Origin of the sequence: Nostoc sp. (genome assembly GCF_036919675.1) — a bacterium.
Taxonomy (GTDB): domain Bacteria; phylum Cyanobacteriota; class Cyanobacteriia; order Cyanobacteriales; family Nostocaceae; genus Nostoc.
The window spans coordinates 57,995-76,532 of record NZ_JBALCP010000129.1; the positions used below are offsets into that span (position 1 = coordinate 57,995).

Consider the following 18,538-nt stretch of genomic DNA (forward strand, 5'->3'; position numbering starts at 1 on the left):
CGCATTCAAAAATTCAGGAGTAAAATCTATTCCCTGGGGGCAACTTAGAGCAGTTGTGATCAATAGAGATGCTGTGACCATTTCCTTCGCAGGTTTATTGCCTTTACGCTAGATTACTTAAAAATACTCATAATCATCTGGTTGAGAAATTAGTTATGATTCAGAATGAAAATAATACTCAGTCAAATATCAACGAATTCTCTCCCCATTCAGGTACACGATACTGGGGTGAGGTGGAGCTGATCGAAGAGGGAGAAACCTATAGAATTAGTCGTGTTGAAATCAAGCCCAGGCACGGCATTAAACCACAAATCCATTATCACCGCAATGAACATTGGGTTGTAGTCTCCGGTGTAGCCAAGGTGACTTGTGGCGATGCGGAAATATTACTGAATCGAAATGAGTCAACTTATGTCCCCGCAGCAACACTACATAAAGTAGAAAATCCTGGACATATTCCGCTAGTTATTCTGGAAATTCAAAATGGTGAGTATTTGGGTGAGGATGATACTGAGCGTCCTTATGACTTAAATTTGGTCAAACCTGGAGCTGAAGGTCAGTAAGAATTTTAGATTTTAGACTTCGGCTCCTTTACCTCGGGTTCTCTACGAGACGCTACGCGTAGCTTGCTTCCCCGAAGGGGTACGCTCGGCACAAGTCGGCAATTCTTAGAGACGCTCTTGCTAGCTTGCTTCCCCGCAGGGGTACGCTCAAGGCAAGTCGCTCAGTCGAACGACTTTGGATTAAAGAATTGAAATTTAATCCAAAATCCAAAATCCAAAATTGAATTGCCCAATCAAAACCACCCTTCTTGTTCCAGGGTTTCAATCAGCTGCAAGCCACGGGGATCACCCACTCCTAACAGTGAGGCTTTCGCGTCTTCCCGGACTCCTAAATCTTGATCTTCAGCAAAGGCTTGAATTAGGGCATCGATCGCTGTGGCATAAACTACATTAGAAGGGAGTTCGCGGCACAGTTGACCAATTGCCCAAGCACTGTTACTCCGCACTGCTGCCACGGGGTCTTGGACTAAGGCTTCAATTAATGGTGGCATTGCCCCTATAACTGCTTCATAACCCACTTCTGCCATCTGTGCTAAGGCGCTAGCAGCCCACAAACGTACTGCGGAAATGTCAGTTCTTAAGGCGTCTGCTAGGGGCGCTAAAGAACGGCGATCGCGACAGTTTCCTAAAGCCCAAACAACGCCTTTACGCACATAGCCATTCCAATCATTGTTTAGTTGAGCAATTAACGGACTCACTGCTTCTGAACTAGGATTGCGTCCAAGGCCGTAGGCTGCACTCACCCGCACTAAGGGACAGGTATCAGTTAACAGGCGAATCAGATGGGGGATAGCCCGCGCATCTTCAATATCAGAAAAAGCACGCGCCGCTAACATTCGTTGCTGGGGCTGGGGATTTGTCAGCAGGGCTAGTATCACTTCTGGATCAGGCTTCGCCACAACTGATTCGGTAGTTAGCGGCTCTATTTTATCTAAGGGGCTTTCTAGTTCCTGCTCAATATCAAGTAGGCTTAGATCGTCTTCGTCATACATAATTTCATTTGAATCCCTTTTTGGGATTAACACATAACGCGATGTGCCAAGAAGTTAAAGCCTTATATATATTAGTTGCGTTATTATCCACTTTCCATTCTCCCTCGTTAAGCTTTATCCAAACGAGAACCGTTATAACTCAGACGCTAAAGTATATTATTGCTATCCTCTAGTTTATTTTTCTGCACTCAGGAATTTTACCATCCACAGGGATTGGGTTTGATAACCTAACTGATTGTAAAGATTTAATGCGGGTTTGTTTGATTGAAACACTTGCAAGCCAATCTGGCGATCGCCTCTTTGAATAGCCCAATTTTCTACATATCGCATTAAGGCTGTACCAATACCTCGCCGCCGATGTTCTGGCACAACGTAGAGGATAAAGATATGAGCATGACGATTACCCTGCACTTGATCTATGGCATTGCCCACCCAAAGGCAGGCTATAGGGGAAGTGGGGGAGTGGGATGAAGGGGACAAGGTAGATGCTCCCTCATTTCCCTTCACTCCCTCACCCAAAAAATCGACCCACCACAAGGGCGTATCACTAGAAAAGTATTGCCTAACTGTTTGTTCTAGGTGAGAAAAATCCTCTTTGGGAAAAAGATCCTGGTAAGTTCGCTGCATAAATTTAAGCAGCAGCGCCCGATCCAAAGCGGAGCCACGGCGAATAATATACCCCGGTAGTAGTTGCTCAGACACTGCTGATGTTTATTGTACTTAGGGACTGACAAAAAATAAATTATCCAAAATTATTTGTACATTTGTAGGGGCGCAAGGCCAAGCGCCCCTACAATGGGATGTTTTTTTACTAGAAGTCCCTTAGCTAGCTGAGTTATATGCTGCTGGTGGCAAATTAGCAGGAGTCGGTTGAGAACTTATCCCCACCTCTTCAATTGGTGCAGGTGCTGCCATATCAGAGGGTAAAAAGATCCGGGCGCTGACTGCCACTAGGGCAAAGAAAAATACTAATACTGCTAGCAAGGGGGCGATGTACTGACGAAATATAGCCATATTTAGATTGCAAACAAGCTCGGCACTTTTATGAGAACCTAGCTGAAGATTTGTGAAGTATTCTTGATTTATTTTAGCGATTTTCCGGGCATGGAAAATAACAGATTATCGGCTATCGCGCTCCAAGTCATCAAGAACTCTTTCGCAATACCAATTCTCCGGCATCCCAGGATAAGTCTCCTTTGCCTGTTCAATTAACCTTTCGGCAGCGACGGTATCACCGGATAACTTAGCGATTAGCCTGTTTTTGAGATAGCTATCAGATGAACCCTCCTCTACCTGGCTTGGTATCCTTTCATTTATAGTTGATGGCCGGGACTGCTCTCTCCGCAACTGCCAAAATAAAACGTAATAAAGTGTACCAAAAATTAAAATTAGGCTGAGTGTTCCGAAAAAAGTTAGGAGGTTAAATGCCAGAAATCCCAGAACTAACTGCGAGAGAACATAGCCAAGTAATAAACCAGTGAGTAAGAGAATAAATGTGCCGACAGCAATAACTACTTGATTCCCCATATATCTATTCTTCTTCCTCAAATCCTGGTCTGGATAATACTACCACTGGCTTTTGATTCCAAGGGGCAAAGAATGGCAATAATAGTAATCCCGGCAAAGCAGCTATTGCTGTCAGTAGAAAGAATGTAGACCAGCCGGTGGCTTGTGCCCATGTACCTGCTGGAGCCGTGAGAATATCTCTACTAAAAGCCTGCAAGCTGGAAAGTAAGGCGTACTGTGTAGCTGAAAAGCTTTGATTACAAAGACTCATCAAAAACGCTACAAAAGCAGCAGTTTCTAGACCAGCACAGAATTGTTCTATATTAACGGCAGCTAACATTAGATAGAAGTTTTTACCTACTACTGCCAACGCAAAGAAAGCCAAGTTGCCGACAGCTTGCAGGATGGCGAATATCCAGAGCGAGCGATTAACACCAATTTTGGTCATTATTGCTCCTGCTGCCAAGGTGCCAACAATAGTGGCGAAAATTCCCAATGCACCAGGAAATGCTATGTCGGTTTGAGTGAAATGTAAGCCTTTATCTAACAAAAATGGGGTGGATACATTCTTTAGTAAAGAATCCCCCAACTTGTAGATCACAATGAATATTAGGATTAAAAGCCCTTGGAGCCAGCCATGACGCTGAAAAAATTCAATGAAGGGTAATTGGACAGCGGCAGATAAAGTCTGAGGCGGGCGATCGCGTAGGACTGGTTCTGGTGCAAAAATAGAACTTACCACGCCTACGACCATCAACAGCGACATCAACAAGTAAACAGCTTGCCAAGGCATTCTGTCTGCCAAAAATAGGGTAACGTAACCGGTTACTAGAATCGCAATGCGATAACCCAATAAGTAAATAGATGCTCCCGCACCTCTTTCTTGTACTTCCACTACATCAGTGCGGTAAGCATCAACTAAAATGTCTTGGCTGGCGCTAAAAAAAGCAACGGCCACAGCAGCAATTATTAAAGGTTGTAGCCCTTGGGATGGGTTTTGTAGAGCCATTGCAGCTATACTTAACAGTAATGCTACTTGTATAATTACTAACCAACCTCGACGCCGCCCCAAAAAGGGTGGTACAAATCTATCTAGTAAAGGCGACCAGAGAAATTTTAAAGAATAGGGGAGCTTTACTAAACTAAAAGCAGCGATCGCTGCCAAGCTAATTCCTTCTTTGGTTAACCATGCTTGTAATGTCTGACTGGTTAAATACAACGGCAACCCTGATGAAAAGCCAAGAAATAACAAAGCTCCCATCTTCGGGCTGCCAAAAATTCGTAGCAGCGATTTATTTACTTCCACAATCTTGAAGATTCCTTTTTATCTAATTGAATTGCAGTTATCTTGCCATAGCTGCTGTGTAATTTCGTGTAAGCACACAAACCTGCTAAGATTTTCTTTATTTAAGATACATATCAGCAATGCTCTAACAGTGTGATTATTTCTTAATTTTCCTTAATTGAATAAACCTGATGCCCCCTAATTTCTACCCCTTGTGCAGCAAGGCATTTTTCCCAACCTTCTCGCGTACCGATATCGCTTTTGTGATTGAGCAATCCTAATTGCTGTTCTTGTTGGGTGAGTTGAGCAAATTCTTCATAACCAGGGTAGTAGCTGGTAACAAATGTTTCTTTCCGGTGCAAAATCGGCGGATTTGCTCTAGTTGCATAGTCTCGGTGAGTGACGACTAGGGTTTTTAAGTCAATAGTTATACTAGCTTTTAATGCTGGATGAGGGTCAGTATCGAAATCAGGGTAACACAGATATGATATTTGCGGCTGATCAGTGTGATATTTTATCAATGTGGCTCCATCTACACGCCCAATGGTGCGGCTAGCGCAACCTTCACAAATTCGCAGCACGGGATCAAGTGCAGCAAGTGCCGAAACATGGATGTAAAGCGCACCGCGCGTATGTTTACCAATTTTGCTTTTTTCGCACGCAGTTTGAATTACCCCAGATTTGCCTAAACTGAAAAGTTTTTGGTCGGCTACTTGACAAGCTTCCTCGTAGCTACTAAAAAAGGCTTTGATATCGTGACGCATTTCTGGCGCTAGCTTCTGCCATGCAGGGCGTTGATCAAAGTGAGTGAGGGCGAGATAAACTTGGATATCCAAAGAACGACGGTAAGCGATCGCATCCCATTCTGCTTCGTCGGTAGCTTGTAAAACTACACCAAAAGCGCGGCGGAAGTTACTAAATTCACTCAGTAATTCCTGTTCATTTTCCAATTCACCTTTGGCAGGTAGTCTACCGCGCTTGGTAAAAAAAGCCATGAGTGGTTGCAGCTGTTCTTGATAGTCTTCAAACCGCTTAGTGGGGATGCGGACTCGCGGTGTAGAAGTAGTAGAAAAGAAGCGGATAGCTTTGTAACTCTCTTTTTCGCCTTCATCACGAAAAACAAAGTAAACGCCTAGCGCTATCGGTACTGCATCTACATTTAGCACCTGATCAATATAAGTTTTGAGTTCTTCTTGTTCGTAATATTTCTGAAAAGTATTGCGGCGTGTCACAATGCCATCGTTGTAAGCAAGCTGGGTTTTGCTGGGAGCGTTAATCAGTATTTGAGCAGCGACAATTAAAACTTTCCCCGTGAGTTCCCAGGCTTGGCGAAGGCTTTGACGGCGTTCCTCTGAATCTTCAATAACGTTGAGGACGTAACCCAAATTGACCACATCAGCGGGGGTGCATGGTATATCGGGATGGTAGTAAGGGTCCCAGCCTGCACTGGTGTAGCCTAAATTTTTTACTCGCTGGACATCACCACCGTAGCCGCAACCGTAGTCAAAAAAAGTGGTGTCTTGATTCAGGATTGCCCATTCTATTGCCAATCGCACAGGGCGAGATAAATCAGTGCGAGCGATCGCAGCTCTATGACGCTCGATTTCTAGCGCTTCAGGCATAATATTAGTTGTCAGTTAACAGTGAACAGTTAACAATCAACTAATATCCTTTCAATTTTTAATGGCCAGTTCAATTAAATCTTCAATTTTCTTGATATTTGGATCACCTGCTAAATAACCAATACCGCGATGCAAATGTAAGCGAAATTGGGTGGCGAGAGTTTCTTTGTCGGTGGGATAACCGTCATTGTGACAGCGTTGCTTGAGGGCGAGGAGGAGAATATCGGACATTTCACCGCCAAAGACGCGCCAAGTCATTTCGACGTTGCTATCTTGGGGAATTGGGACGGGGGAGGGTGCGGTTGATTCTGCGAGGGAGCGACAAAACGCCCAACGACATAAGATATTCCATTGGTCGATTTTTGTGCTGCGTCTGAGTTTGAGCAGTTGGTCTTTGGCTGTTTGGGATAGACGAATACGTTCGATTAGTGATTCCATAACTAAAGGTAAAAGGGAAAGAATAAAAGGAATCCTATACATTATCCTTTCACATAATTAACAATACTTAACAGCCGATTGATTAATTTTAGCTACTTAATTCTTCCTTTTTTTATAACTTAGAGGAAGAAATAATCATGTTTAGATAATTAGCGATGTTTAGCAGCTTGCTGTAGTGAGTCTACGCACACTAATATCAACATTTAAAGTGGCATATATACTAGTTAATAATATACAATTTAATAGTTGTCTAGATGCTGGGAGTAAACATCTTATAGATATTTTGTAAATTTAACTAATAAACTAATGTACGTTTAATTTGCATAACCAGGGCGGGCAAGATGCCCACCCTACAAGAGTTTTTCTTCGAGGTAAATGCTTTTTTAAATGTCCAACAGCTTACCAAAAAAATGGATTTAATTAAACTTCGCATTGAGAAAATATATTATGGCTAGATTGCAATTACATTTTAATGGGTCTTTTGCCTTTAAAAAAGACGAAATAAATAGACTTCTTCATGCATCTGCCCAAGAAAAAGGCTTAAATGATAGCTTGCCTAATTTGATGGAGAAAACAAGTTTAGGTAATGGCAAAGTAGGACGAGTAAAAAGTTGGGCAGTACGTGCAGGGTTAATTAAGAATAATCGCCCTAGTCGGGAAGGGGAAATTATCTTGCGACTAGATTCCGCCTTAGAGTCAAATATTACAGACTGGTTGATGCACTTTTATTTAAGTTTTGGTGATAAAGGACTACAACAAACGCCAGAAAATCCTGCTGATTGGGGTGGATGGTCTTACTTGATATATACGTTCTTGCCTCGTTATAGTAAATTTACTAGCGAGGAATTATTGTATCATATTGCTTCAGAGTTTGAAGAAGAAAGCAAAGTGATTGCTGACAGAATCAAATTTATCTTGCGGGCATACACTGAGTTTCAAGCTTTAGCATCCTGCAAGTTTATCACTCAAGAACAGGAGAAATATGTTGCTGGAAATGCCCACTTACCTAACTCTTACCTGGTGGGATATTTCCTAGCAAAGCTGTGGGAACGTGACTTTAAAGGCGAAGGTTCTATTCTTACAGAGTCTATTTTGAACCAGAAAATGGGAATTGCTGCTGTACTGGGGATCAAAGCAGACGCACTACAAGAACAGCTAAATGCACTAGAAGCTTACGGTATCATCGAACAGCGACGGGCAGTACCTCCTTTCCAAGTGATTCCGCGCTGGGATGAACCCTTGGCACTGCTGGAAAAAGCCTATGATGGATAAAGCTGATTTCCGCCTGCGAGATGCCAGGCCCGATGACAGAATTCACTTGCTACTGTGGGACACACCTGACGAAAACGAACTAGTCCGTATCGCTTTTGACAATAATGCTCAACGGGTCAACTACCGAAAAAATTTGTTACAAAGGATTCATCCGGGAGAAAACTTTCTCACGCTTCATCATGATCTGGATCTGGAATTGGATGCTATCAAGTCAATGTGTTCTGGGGTTAGCAAGCAGGTTGTTTTACTGGAAGGGTTAGATTGTCTGATTACTTATCTACAGGTTACATCTGGGAGTCACATTACCCTTTTTTGGAAGCAACTGGAAGAGACTCGCAAGCTAGAAAAACTTTTGTGGATACTGCTACCCCAGCAATTAGCACCCAAAAATTGGTCGTCAGAGCGAATTAAGCTTATTCCTTCAGGATAATTATCAGTTTGCATTTACTATTTTAATTGATTGTGCTCCTCAACCAACTTGTCGAAATCAACGAAAAGGGTAGTATTGCCAGTTCTGTGAACTTTGGCATGTTGGATGATTTAGAGAAGAATTTGCCTCTGTGTGAGAGTTTTATCTTTAACTACGACTCAACAAAACCTGAGTTATCGACGGTTGGTATTTTGGATGCGGTGCGCCGTAGCTATCATAGTCCAAATCAGCCGAATATCCATTTGATGATTCAACAATATGGTAAGGGGAAGTCTCATTTTACGATCGCTATAGCCAACTTTTTCAAAAAACCCTTCCACAGTCAGGAAGTACAAGAGATTTTGTCACAAGTAGAAAAGGCGACATCTGCCAAAAATCAGGCTATCTCTGAAGGATTGAAGCTTTTTAAACAAAACCAACGTCACCAACATTTGGTTATCTGTCTTAGTGGAGATCAAGGCGGTGACATTAGGAAGCAATTCTTGCAACAACTAGTCAAAAATCTAGAAGAAGCAGGTATTCAGGATTCTTTAGCACAAGATATATGCAGCGAACCCCTAAGCTACTTAGAAAAGTTGAATATAGAGAATAGGGCAAAAGCAGAGAAATATCTAAAAAGCATTGGTAATCCTGATGGTGATTTAAATTCTCTCATTCGCTTACTCAGAGAAAATAACTCTGGCGTTCTATCGTCTGTTAAAAAACTTGCCTTTCAAATCACGGGATTTACTCCTGATTTTAGTGCTGATGTAAATCTTCAACTAATTCTAGAAGACCTATTAAAAAATTATTGTACTGGACAAAATGCCCACTTCCAAGGGATTTTAATTTTATTTGATGAGCTAAATTACTATCTGAAATCTTGGGCAGCAGATGACATAGGTGCTGGAGGTACCGCACTGCAAAATATTACTAACATTTGTGAAAACTACAAAGGGAAAATTGCTTTACTAAGTTTCACCCAAATTCATCCTGGTAGGGCATTGGGGATTTCTGCAAATGCCATACCAGAGTACCAAAAGATAGCAACTCGCCTTGCACCAAAAGATGGCACTACCTACGATAACCCTACCTCTAGCTTAGAACTAGTAATAGAAAACTTATTGTTGCCAAAAAATGACTCTACTTGGCAAGTATTTCGTTCTCAATGGCATAACACGCTGACAAGAGAAGCTGAAACAGCTTACGAGGGAAGAATTAAAATTTATAAAAACAAAGGCTGGTCTTTCCAAGAGTTTTATACCCACTTGTCTGAGGGTTGTTTTCCCCTCCATCCTCTGACGGCATATCTGCTGTGCAACCTTGACTTTACCCAAGATCGAACTGCTATCCAATTTATAAAAGGCTATGTCAAAAACTTTATCGCAATTCAGCCTGTAGAAAATGCTGGAAAACTTAATTACATTTATCCAATTGCTTTAGTAGATACCTTTATTAAAAACTTTTCTAATTCCTCGGTTTATAATCACTATAAAAAAGCTGTGGATTTGGTTGCAGGTGCCGAAAATGGCGATGAATTAATGGTTATTAAAGCTTTATTTTTATATAAAGCTAGTGGAGAAAAACTTACCAAAGCAGACCAAGAAGAACATCAAGAGATTTTAGTAGTTTTAACAGGTTTAACTAAATTGAGACTCCAGACAGCACTAGATAAACTAGAAAAGGAAAGAGACTTAATTTACCACCGACCAGAAATTAAGCTTTATCGTTTCTGGGAAGGAATTAATCCTAAAGTTATTCAAGAAGAAATTGAAGAAAAAATCAGATTCCGAACAACCTCTATTAATGATGTTGTCGCCTATTGTGAAAAAATTAATATTCTTAGAGAACATCCATCTAATAATATAATTACTGCTACACAGTTTGTCAAAGATAATAAATTAGTGAGTGAAGACTGGCGGTTTGAACGTAAGATATATAGTATTGATAAATTCATTAAAGCTCTAGAGAACAATCGTATTCTGAGAGATATCAAAGAGAAGGGGATTTTAGCTTATGTTCTGACAGAGACTCAAGAGGAGTTACAAGAGTTTCGTAATACTGTAGCTAATTATTTATCTAAATCGCCAATTCAAAATTACATTGCCGTTGCTATTCCTAGAGAAGAAACCGGAAATTTAGCCCGTGTAATTTTACAGATAAAAACTCTTGAATAGACGGACGCTGCTGATAAAAGATTGTCGGCAAAAGCTTATCAAGAACAGCTTCAGCGTTGGCAAGAAGAAGCAAACACACGGTTAACGAGGTTATTAAATAATTGCACTTATCATTGTGTGGAAATCGAGAAAATTCCATCTGCTGAACAACGCAAAGCGCAACGGGTAATCAGTTTACTTTTACAAGATTTATATCCCTTGGTTCCTCCTGTGGATGAAATCGATAAAATGCGTTCAGGCCATCTCACAGGTAAAAAAATTGTCGGCTGGACTGCCAAACAAATCTTTATAGAAGATAATCTCAGTCAACAGACACTGCCTGACCGTTCTTACAGTACTGTTATTGACCAGATTTTTGTCAAGTTATGGGGTCTATTGAAGAAAACATCTGATAAATATATCGTTCAAGAACCAACTAATGAAAAAATCCGCGCTGCCTGGGATAAAATTTCTGAAATAACTGACTTAGAAGGATTACCACAAAATATTTTTGGTCTAGAAACAATTTGGCAAGTACTTTCTGGGCCACCTTTTGGTTATAGCGAGTATAACTTTACCATGTTGCTAGCAGGATGGCTGGCAATCCACCGCAAAGAAGTATCTCTCAGGGGTTATATCGAACTTGGTTCTAAAAAGTTAAATATGACGTTGAAAACACAATCCTTGAAAGACTGGGGTAATACTGATATTCTCCAAAACCCCACCGCATTTGTTGACGACTGGATTATTAAACAAAAGTCCAAACTAATTCGCCGCCAACAAGCATAAATGCCGATTTCGGCATCGCTAATAAACTATTATGATCAGGCGCAAGAGTATCTAGAGGTCGTTGCTGCTTTTTTAGAGTTTAATGAACCAGATGAGTTAGAAAAAGAAGAGTTAACTAAGAATAGAAAGCAGATTAGTGCTACGGTTGCTGAAATTGACAAGTGGTTACAACCAGTACAAGCTGTGGAAAAATTACCTCATGAGGCACAATTGGCAGCACTATTACCACTTTACCCCCAACTGCGATCGCGATCGCCAAATATCTCGATTCTACCAACACAACAACAACGCGATCGCTTCTCTCAAGCATTTCAAACTGTCAGTAATAAAATTGACCAACTTGTAGCAGCAGAAAACAAGCGTGTTGAGTCACTATCTACTGAACAAGCTTGCAATACTTATAAAATTGAGATTCAAGGAATTATTGACCAGATTACCCAAATTGCAGACTTGCCTACCCACTTAATTGAGAGTTTGCAAAATGCCCTCTGTACCAGCAATATCAGATTAACAGACATTAGGCAGGAGGCAGAAGAAGGGCAAAAGCAAGTCGAAGATACACAAATTATGCAGAATATTCGCAATTCTGCAACAAAAATCAAAACTATTTATCTTTCTCAAGCAGCGCTTCAAGAACTTGAAAATTTACAATCTCGCTTCAATTACCCTGATAAATTTCAGCATGAAGTTGCTGAAATTGTGCAGTCAATTAAAAACAAAATCACTAGCGATCGTTCTAGTCTGGTAAATCTCCGTACTCAACTACAGTCAGTAAACAATCTCACAGAATTAGATGTTATTAATACAGAATATGCCAAGCTTGATGTTGTCTTTCAAGATTCGGCGGATTACCAAGACTATCAAGAACTACAACCACAAATCCAGAGTTTAAAGCATGACCTAGAGCAGATACAAAGTCTGGAAATTCGCTATCAACAAAGTGATTCTATTGCCAGTTATAATCATATTTTGGCAATAATTGCTAGTCGGGAGTTAAATATTTATAATGCTGACCGCTTTCAAGGGAGAATTTATCAGTTAGAAGTAAATTTTAGGAATAAAATACAAGAATATGAACAAAAAGAATCACAAATTCTCCAGCAGAAACAAGAATTAAGTTTTAACCAACATCCACCTCAACCCCTGGCTTTAGATGCTACTCCTCAGCAAGCTTTAGCTTGGGCAACAAAAGATTACCTGCCCTTCCGTCGCTGGGAGGTTATTAAGCAACCTTGCTCTGCATCAAGAATAAGTGATAGTTTGGCGGATAGCTTTGTCGAGTGGATGCTCCAGCACTACCCCCAGATGCAGGTAGAATCAGTAGAAAATTCCTACCTCAACTACAGTGTTGCATCAAGAGTGCAAAATCTTTGTCAAGAAAGTCCTATTTTTTGGGTTGTGGTTGATGGCTTAGGATGGTTAGATCATCTAGAACTTTTATCTTTACTAACGAATAATTACAAACTGGCGGTAGAAACTGCCATTGAGCCTCGGTTTAGTATCCTGCCCACTAAAACAGAGTATGCCAAATGGAGCCTATATGCTCAATTGTTCCCCAATGATTCTGCTTGGGTTGCTGATGCTGGCAAATTAACTTTTCGATTTGCCTGTGCTGAAATTCAAAGCACTGCCCTGACTCCTGACTCCAAAATTATTATTAACCAAATATATAGTAGTGGATTTGATATAGATGAATTCTTGGGAAGCAACAACCTATAATAACGATTTGGTTCGTGAGGTTTTCGGAAATCTCTGTATTGATAAAACTAGACTACCATCTAGTGGACTAAGTTCTATTGGCGTGCCTAGTTTTGTGGCTGAATGGTTGTTAGATAAAATAGTGCCTGGTTCAGGAACACTTACATCAATAGAAGTAGAAAAAATAAATAGCTTTATTAAAAAAGCCTTTCCACGTAAAGATGACCGGAATGAAATTATTTTTGATCTCACTCAAGGGGAAATCCGAAAACTCATTGCTTTAATGCAGGTACGGATTAAATTAGAACCGGGAGGAAGAGTAATTCCTGAACCATTGGCACAAATTCCTGTATTAAATTTGACTGAATGTAGGATTGCGACTGATATTGTCGAACGTTATAAAATACTGCTACGCCAAGGAATATGGGGCAAAATTACTCTGGCTATGCTTGCCGATGGCAAAGTGGAAGTGATGGATTTTGAACCATTTCAATGTTCACAAGTTGATTTACAAGGCTATGCCGAATGTCGGGCAAAATTCAATACACAACAATGGCGGGATTTAATATTTTGCTCAATGGGTTTTAACCCCCAGCATCCCAATTATTACCAGGAAGCTAAAACATGGATATTGGCTAGGTTATTACCATTAGTTGAAGCTAATTATCATATGATAGAACTAGCTCCTAAAGGTACTGGTAAAAGCTTCTTTTTTGAAAATATCAGTAGTAAAGTTACTTTAATTAGTGGTGGTAAAGTTACTCCAGCCCAATTGTTTATCAACGGCAGAACTAAAGAAGTTGGTTTACTCGGTCGTCATGAAGTTGTGGTTCTAGATGAAGTTCAAAGTTTAACCTTCGATAATCCTGAAGAGGTTATTGGGCCACTCAAAAATTATCTTGCTAGCGGTCGTTATAATCGCTCTGGTTTTGCAGATATTTCTAGTGACTGCGGGTTAGTGATGCTAGCTAATATTGAATTAGATGAACAATTAGAACCACGCAATGAAGATAATTTAATTGCTAACCTCCCCAAGTTTTTTGCTGAGACTGCATTATTAGACCGATTATCTGGTATTGTCCCTGGTTGGAAAATTCCGAAGTTTCAAAGAGAAATGGTAGCTTCTCAAGTTGGTTTAAAAATGGATTTCTTTGGTGAAGTATTGCTATCTCTACGCCAAGACAATCGTTTCATGTTCTATGTAGAACAGCATACTCAATTTGCCAAAAATGTGACTATTCGTGACCAAAATGCTATTCTCAAATCAGCATCAGGTTTTTTAAAAATTCTCTATCCTCATTTAGAATTAACATTAATGGACTACGAGCGTGATTGCCTGGAACCTGCTTGTAAACTACGCCAAGCAATCCGAAATTCGCTATATTATCTCGATGATGAATTCAGGCAGTTTGGTAGAGAAATTTATGTGGAGACAAAGTAAATACTATATCCTACCAAAAGAATCACCAAAAATATTGATTTTCTACTACTGTTGTTTGGCGGGTGGAGGAGTCATATTTGAGCAGGTATTCACGAGCGATCGCTTCGTTTTCTCGCAGTGTTTCTACTTCTTTCTTTCCAATCTCGGTATCGGTAGATAGCAGAATTACTTGGTGGCTGGCGGATGGAAAGTAACGTTCAACTAAGTTGCTGCGGTGGGAAGAGTCTAGCCTCCCTAGTGGCGTATCAATGGCTACTGGTAGGCGGTGTCCAGAGACTTTTGCTAAACCCCAGAGGAAGGCGATCGCAAGTAGTTGTTTTTCGCCAGCAGAGAGGCGATGTTTAGGGACAGGTTTACCATTTAAATCGTAAAGTGAAAGGCTGAAAGTCTTGGTATCAATGGTGATGCGATGCACTAAATCTGATTTATGGAGGAGATAAAGGAAGCAATTTTTAACTTCTTCCTCTAATTTATTGAGTTTTCGCAGAGTTAATTTTTCACGAAAAATCTTGAGTGTGTCTTGAACTTTTGCTGCTGAGGTAATAATATGTTCGCTATTTTTATGTTTAATATTTTCTACTGTATATTCACTTAATTCTTTTTTGGACTTGGCAATAATAGTTTCTAATTCAGCTAAACGGCGGCGGATTGTTTCGTAATTTGCTTTAGCTTCAACAACTTGATTTTGTGCCGCTTCTAGTGCTTGACGCAGCTTGGTATAATCTTCAGGTGCTGCTGCTGTCTGCACTTGTCTTTCTAGAGTATGAATTTCTTCTTCTTTATTTTTGAGAATAGCTAATTTTTCTTTTGCAGAAGTTTTAGAATTTTGTAAGTGATATATGAGATTATCTAGCTGACTTAAAGTTTCATCATCAGCTAATAGCCAAGGTGCTTCTATCTGGATAGTCTTTGCATATAAACTATCTACATCTTGGACTAGGAATGATTGAATTTTTTCAACTTGTATCGGAGAAATTTCCCCTTGATTTAGCCAAGTGAGTAAGCGCTGATCTCGCTCAATTAACAAATCTTTAGAAATTTGTACCTGTTGATGGCGAAATTCTTTTTCTCCCTGTGCTTGCATCTGAGTAAGCAAATTGGGAATTAATGCTAGGGGTAAAACTTCAGCCGCCAATTCACACATGGACTGTCGTACTTGTTCGATTTTCGTAGTTTTTGTATTTTGTTGTAGTTCTAATTGATTGCGTTCTGCTGCAATTTTACCGCCTTCAGAAATAAATTTATCAAAGGCTTCTTGCTGCTTTTGTTCTAACTCTTCTACCTGATTTTTGAGAGTTTCTAATTTTTCTCCTGTTGTTTGATAATCTTCTTGCTGTTGGGTTAACCTAGTTTCAATTTCCTCTAGGTTTGCTAAATCTTTACTATTACCAACTTCTTTAAGTTTACGGTTAACTAAAATATCTAAATCAACTGCTAAACGGTCTGCTAATTCTAGTCCTAAAAGTCCGCGAATTGCATCTACTACAAGTGGTGGTGGTGTTTCCTGTTCTGCAAGTTCTTTAACCTGTTCACCATCAAAGAGAAATAAGTTAGAAATACCCAATGGCAGGAGATTTTCAATATATTCATCCCAGATATTAACTAAAGCATCAGGCCATGTATCACTGTCACCTAAAATACCTAATGTATCTTTACCGTCTTTAGGATTTTTTGTCCAACTACGCACAACACGGTATTTTATTGGCTTATCGTTTTCAATATGTTCAAAAAGTAATTCAATACGGGTGTCTGCAACGGGATCTATTTTGTTATTAACACATTGATTGAGAAAATCGTTATAACTTAAATTACCACGGGTGGAACATTGGGCGCGGGGGCCATAAAGGGCGAGACGAATGGCATCCATAAGGGTAGTTTTTCCGCCGCCATTCATCCCACCTAAGAGGATAATTGGGTGTGAGTTTTCCTCATCAATTTTTGGGTTAAGATTGATTACCTGTTTCCCACTGTAGGGGCCAAAGTTTTGTAAAACGAGTTCAAGAAATATCATTTATCTAATTGCAAGTTTATTAAGACATCGGGCAAATTAAATTCGAGGTTACGCAGCAAAGTTTATCAAATACCGGGCGAATGGAATTCGCGGCTACACAGGCAAAGTCCGCCTCCGCGGACTAAATTAACACATAGTTGTTGGTTTACTTGGGAGTTAGTTCCCAGGTGGGAATAATTGATTTTTGGCTATGGTGGGTAGATTGGTTTCTGATGTAATTGGCTACATTATCAATGGCATCATGGCTAACTGTAAAAGCTGCGTAGCTACCTTGCCATTTGAAAAACTCACCCGGTTTGATTTCGTGGGTGATGAAATGGGAAGAACTTCCCTTAATTTGTTTAACCAATTCAGAGACACTGATGGTTGATGGAAAACCTGTTAAAAAATGTACATGATCTTCAATACCACCAATTGCAATTACAGTACATTTTAACTCTTCAGATTCCCGGATAATTGCCCCGTAAACTTCCTTTTGAATATCAGGCGTAATTAAGGGTAATCTATCCCAGGTTGCCCAAACATAATGTAGATACAATTGCGTAAAACTTGCTCTCATTTCTCTTTAACCCACGAAGGTGGGTTTCGTCTGTGTAGCTGCGATTTCCAATCGCCCAGTATTGAATTATTGAATTATTGTGTAAAACTTGCTCTCATTTTTCTTCAACCCACGCAGGTGCGTTTCGTCTGTGTAGCCGCGAATTCCATTCGCCCGGTCTTCTATTATTCTATTCTTTTGAATTTCTCTTTGAAAATTTCATACTTGCCCAAGTTACCTGTTCATCACTTTCACTTTCACCTTCATCTACTTCATTAATTGCTGCAACATCGCCCAAAGTCATCTGCTTGACTTTTGCAACATCACCTTGACTAACTGCTTCGCTTAATTCGCGTTTCAAACGAGCATTTTTAATCGCATCTTCTGGAGAACGGGAACTTGTATTAAAACATTTTTCTAGGGTTTCATATATTCCCACGCGACGAGTCTTTTTGCGATACTGGCGTTCTGTGTCTAACAATTTCGCCATAAGTTCTAAGTGCATCGCGTCACCTTCACAGATTTCTTCTAATACTATCCATTCATCACGACCTAGTAAGCTATAGTCAGCGCCAGGACGTGGGTCTTGAAATTCTTCGCCAGTCACTTCTTGATAAATCCGGGGTAAGCTATCATCAAATTCGTGTTTGTCTTCTAGCCAAATGCGGCGAATTTCGCTCATTTCTTCTAGAGTAATTAGGGTGATGTCGCGCATATTTTCTGGTGCTGTACGACGGGTTTTTGTTTGCGCTTCTAATAATCGTCTTAGCCAATGTTCCCGCCAATGTTTAGTATAGGGGCCAGGTATTGGTTCAACAGAGATTTCCCCGTTCTTATTGCGTTCAAATAGTTGAACATCTCCCCAGATTCTTCTAAAGTCTCTTTTGTCTCGGTCATCTTTAATATCTAGTTCGTTACGGATATCTAATAATGGCTGCATCCATTCTTTTTCTTCATCATTTTGGATCATCGCCTCCATTGATTTATCCTTATTCACTAGTGTGCAAACCCAGCAGCCAAATCGGGAATCACCACAGCTAGGAGTAGAAGTATCAACAACTAGTGGACATTCATTATCGGCTGTTGCACCTCGATACATAGCAAATAATTCTTTATTGCTTTGTCCCCAAGGATTATCACACTGATTTAGGTATATCCAGACATCATTATTACTCCAATCTTCAATGGGAGTATAGATTAGAGAGTTAGGTAGGCTGGCATTAGGACTCAGGCGATCTCGTACTCTATCAATTTGATGTTTTTTCATTGTGGCAGCACGTTTGGAGCTTTCTGCTTTGCGAGTACCCAATACGAGAATTGTTTCACCGTTAGCTCTAACTATTTCACGGATGAATTGATTAGCAGGATTAATTTTCAAACGTGGTGTACACCAGCGAAACTGGTTACGAGGTGCTGGATATCCCTTACCAATAAGATTTACCCAAAATGTATCTTCAATTACTGGTTGTAGTAGATGTGGATCAATTGGCATCCCCTGTTTTTTAGCAGCTACCTTGAGATTCTGCAAGGATTTGCGAACCCAAGCAGACACTACAGGATTTTCTACTTGAGTATCTGTTGTAATTACATAGACCGTTTTAGTTCTTTTTTCTGGAGGAAGACCAGCGATCGCATTCCACACAAGCTGCAATACTGTACTAGAATCTTTTCCCCAAGACACGCCCAAAACCCAAGGAATCTCATCTAAACAATACAATTCTTGAATTTCAATGGTGAGAGCTTGGATATAGTCCACTAACTCTGCTACAGTACGTGCTTGCTGAACTTTATTTTCTGGTTGTTGTGCTGTAGTCATTT

At 40.2% G+C, this 18,538-nt stretch carries 17 protein-coding genes; 7 read left to right on the forward strand and 10 right to left on the reverse strand.

Translation table 11 applies throughout. The features are described 5' to 3' along the window. Positions 1 to 155: 155 nt before the first annotated feature. Entirely contained in the window at positions 156 to 563 is a 408-nt protein-coding gene (locus tag V7K49_RS28495) for a phosphomannose isomerase type II C-terminal cupin domain (RefSeq protein ID WP_442948702.1), read from the forward strand. A gap of 233 nt (positions 564 to 796) precedes the next feature. Here the strand turns inward: V7K49_RS28495 and V7K49_RS28500 are convergent, their stop codons facing one another. The 7 genes from V7K49_RS28500 to dndE form a co-directional block, all read right to left on the reverse strand. Then, complete coding sequence (locus tag V7K49_RS28500; protein WP_334725331.1) at positions 797 to 1,555, reverse strand: HEAT repeat domain-containing protein; 759 nt, start codon at positions 1,553 to 1,555, stop codon at positions 797 to 799. Between the two features lie 174 nt (positions 1,556 to 1,729). After that, entirely contained in the window at positions 1,730 to 2,257 is a 528-nt protein-coding gene (locus V7K49_RS28505; protein WP_335208616.1) for a GNAT family N-acetyltransferase, read from the reverse strand. Between the two features lie 120 nt (positions 2,258 to 2,377). Continuing rightward, positions 2,378 to 2,569, reverse strand: a complete 192-nt coding sequence (locus V7K49_RS28510) for a hypothetical protein (RefSeq protein ID WP_273769310.1) — start codon at positions 2,567 to 2,569, stop codon at positions 2,378 to 2,380. A 105-nt stretch (positions 2,570 to 2,674) separates the two neighbouring features. Continuing rightward, on the reverse strand, positions 2,675 to 3,082 hold the full coding sequence (locus tag V7K49_RS28515) for an ABC transporter permease (RefSeq protein WP_335208617.1): 408 nt from the start codon (positions 3,080 to 3,082) through the stop codon (positions 2,675 to 2,677). A 4-nt stretch (positions 3,083 to 3,086) separates the two neighbouring features. Further along, positions 3,087 to 4,367: an AmpG family muropeptide MFS transporter gene (locus V7K49_RS28520; protein WP_334872269.1), complete on the reverse strand. Its 1,281-nt coding sequence runs from the start codon at positions 4,365 to 4,367 to the stop codon at positions 3,087 to 3,089. A 143-nt stretch (positions 4,368 to 4,510) separates the two neighbouring features. After that, positions 4,511 to 5,968, reverse strand: a complete 1,458-nt coding sequence (locus tag V7K49_RS28525; protein WP_335208618.1) for a DNA phosphorothioation-associated putative methyltransferase — start codon at positions 5,966 to 5,968, stop codon at positions 4,511 to 4,513. Between the two features lie 51 nt (positions 5,969 to 6,019). Next, positions 6,020 to 6,406: a DNA sulfur modification protein DndE gene (dndE, locus tag V7K49_RS28530; protein WP_334872271.1), complete on the reverse strand. Its 387-nt coding sequence runs from the start codon at positions 6,404 to 6,406 to the stop codon at positions 6,020 to 6,022. Positions 6,407 to 6,853: 447 nt separating this feature from the next. Between dndE and V7K49_RS28535 the strand changes: the two genes are divergently transcribed. The 6 genes from V7K49_RS28535 to brxL are packed head-to-tail and all read left to right on the forward strand — an operon-like array spanning position 6,854 to position 14,171. Next, positions 6,854 to 7,678: a DUF4007 family protein gene (locus V7K49_RS28535; protein ID WP_335208619.1), complete on the forward strand. Its 825-nt coding sequence runs from the start codon at positions 6,854 to 6,856 to the stop codon at positions 7,676 to 7,678. After that, entirely contained in the window at positions 7,668 to 8,108 is a 441-nt protein-coding gene (locus tag V7K49_RS28540) for a hypothetical protein (RefSeq protein ID WP_335208620.1), read from the forward strand. Before V7K49_RS28535 ends, V7K49_RS28540 begins: the two co-directional genes overlap by 11 nt. A gap of 32 nt (positions 8,109 to 8,140) precedes the next feature. Continuing rightward, the gene (locus V7K49_RS28545) at positions 8,141 to 10,264 is read left to right on the forward strand and encodes a hypothetical protein (protein WP_335208621.1); all 2,124 of its coding nucleotides are present in this window, start codon (positions 8,141 to 8,143) and stop codon (positions 10,262 to 10,264) included. Between the two features lie 21 nt (positions 10,265 to 10,285). Then, on the forward strand, positions 10,286 to 11,032 hold the full coding sequence (locus V7K49_RS28550) for a hypothetical protein (RefSeq protein WP_335208623.1): 747 nt from the start codon (positions 10,286 to 10,288) through the stop codon (positions 11,030 to 11,032). Continuing rightward, positions 11,033 to 12,751 (forward strand): hypothetical protein, encoded by a 1,719-nt coding sequence (locus V7K49_RS28555; RefSeq protein WP_335208625.1) that lies wholly within the window; start codon positions 11,033 to 11,035, stop codon positions 12,749 to 12,751. After that, the gene (brxL, locus tag V7K49_RS28560; protein ID WP_335208626.1) at positions 12,723 to 14,171 is read left to right on the forward strand and encodes a BREX system Lon protease-like protein BrxL; all 1,449 of its coding nucleotides are present in this window, start codon (positions 12,723 to 12,725) and stop codon (positions 14,169 to 14,171) included. Before V7K49_RS28555 ends, brxL begins: the two co-directional genes overlap by 29 nt. Positions 14,172 to 14,193: 22 nt before the next feature. On the opposite strand, the gene dndD is transcribed toward brxL, so the two are convergent. From dndD to dndC, 3 genes are all read right to left on the reverse strand, one after another. Further along, positions 14,194 to 16,182, reverse strand: a complete 1,989-nt coding sequence (gene dndD, locus V7K49_RS28565; RefSeq protein WP_335208627.1) for a DNA sulfur modification protein DndD — start codon at positions 16,180 to 16,182, stop codon at positions 14,194 to 14,196. Positions 16,183 to 16,327: 145 nt separating this feature from the next. Beyond that, entirely contained in the window at positions 16,328 to 16,741 is a 414-nt protein-coding gene (gene tnpA, locus V7K49_RS28570) for an IS200/IS605 family transposase (protein ID WP_335208629.1), read from the reverse strand. Between the two features lie 169 nt (positions 16,742 to 16,910). Further along, positions 16,911 to 18,536 (reverse strand): DNA phosphorothioation system sulfurtransferase DndC, encoded by a 1,626-nt coding sequence (gene dndC / locus V7K49_RS28575; RefSeq protein ID WP_335208631.1) that lies wholly within the window; start codon positions 18,534 to 18,536, stop codon positions 16,911 to 16,913. Between the last annotated feature and the right edge of the window lie 2 nt (positions 18,537 to 18,538).

What these genes read in the sequence shown, in the direction of transcription:
- V7K49_RS28495 (WP_442948702.1), top strand. Translation starts at nt 156, where the DNA reads ATGATTCAGAATGAAAATAATACTCAGTCAAATATCAACGAATTCTCT.
- V7K49_RS28515 (WP_335208617.1), bottom strand. Translation starts at nt 3,082, where the DNA reads ATGGGGAATCAAGTAGTTATTGCTGTCGGCACATTTATTCTCTTACTC.
- V7K49_RS28535 (WP_335208619.1), top strand. Translation starts at nt 6,854, where the DNA reads ATGGCTAGATTGCAATTACATTTTAATGGGTCTTTTGCCTTTAAAAAA.
- dndD (WP_335208627.1), bottom strand. Translation starts at nt 16,182, where the DNA reads ATGATATTTCTTGAACTCGTTTTACAAAACTTTGGCCCCTACAGTGGG.
- dndE (WP_334872271.1), bottom strand. Translation starts at nt 6,406, where the DNA reads ATGGAATCACTAATCGAACGTATTCGTCTATCCCAAACAGCCAAAGAC.
- V7K49_RS28525 (WP_335208618.1), bottom strand. Translation starts at nt 5,968, where the DNA reads ATGCCTGAAGCGCTAGAAATCGAGCGTCATAGAGCTGCGATCGCTCGC.
- brxL (WP_335208626.1), top strand. Translation starts at nt 12,723, where the DNA reads ATGAATTCTTGGGAAGCAACAACCTATAATAACGATTTGGTTCGTGAG.
- tnpA (WP_335208629.1), bottom strand. Translation starts at nt 16,741, where the DNA reads ATGAGAGCAAGTTTTACGCAATTGTATCTACATTATGTTTGGGCAACC.
- V7K49_RS28510 (WP_273769310.1), bottom strand. Translation starts at nt 2,569, where the DNA reads ATGGCTATATTTCGTCAGTACATCGCCCCCTTGCTAGCAGTATTAGTA.
- V7K49_RS28555 (WP_335208625.1), top strand. Translation starts at nt 11,033, where the DNA reads ATGCCGATTTCGGCATCGCTAATAAACTATTATGATCAGGCGCAAGAG.
- dndC (WP_335208631.1), bottom strand. Translation starts at nt 18,536, where the DNA reads ATGACTACAGCACAACAACCAGAAAATAAAGTTCAGCAAGCACGTACT.
- V7K49_RS28500 (WP_334725331.1), bottom strand. Translation starts at nt 1,555, where the DNA reads ATGTATGACGAAGACGATCTAAGCCTACTTGATATTGAGCAGGAACTA.
- V7K49_RS28540 (WP_335208620.1), top strand. Translation starts at nt 7,668, where the DNA reads ATGATGGATAAAGCTGATTTCCGCCTGCGAGATGCCAGGCCCGATGAC.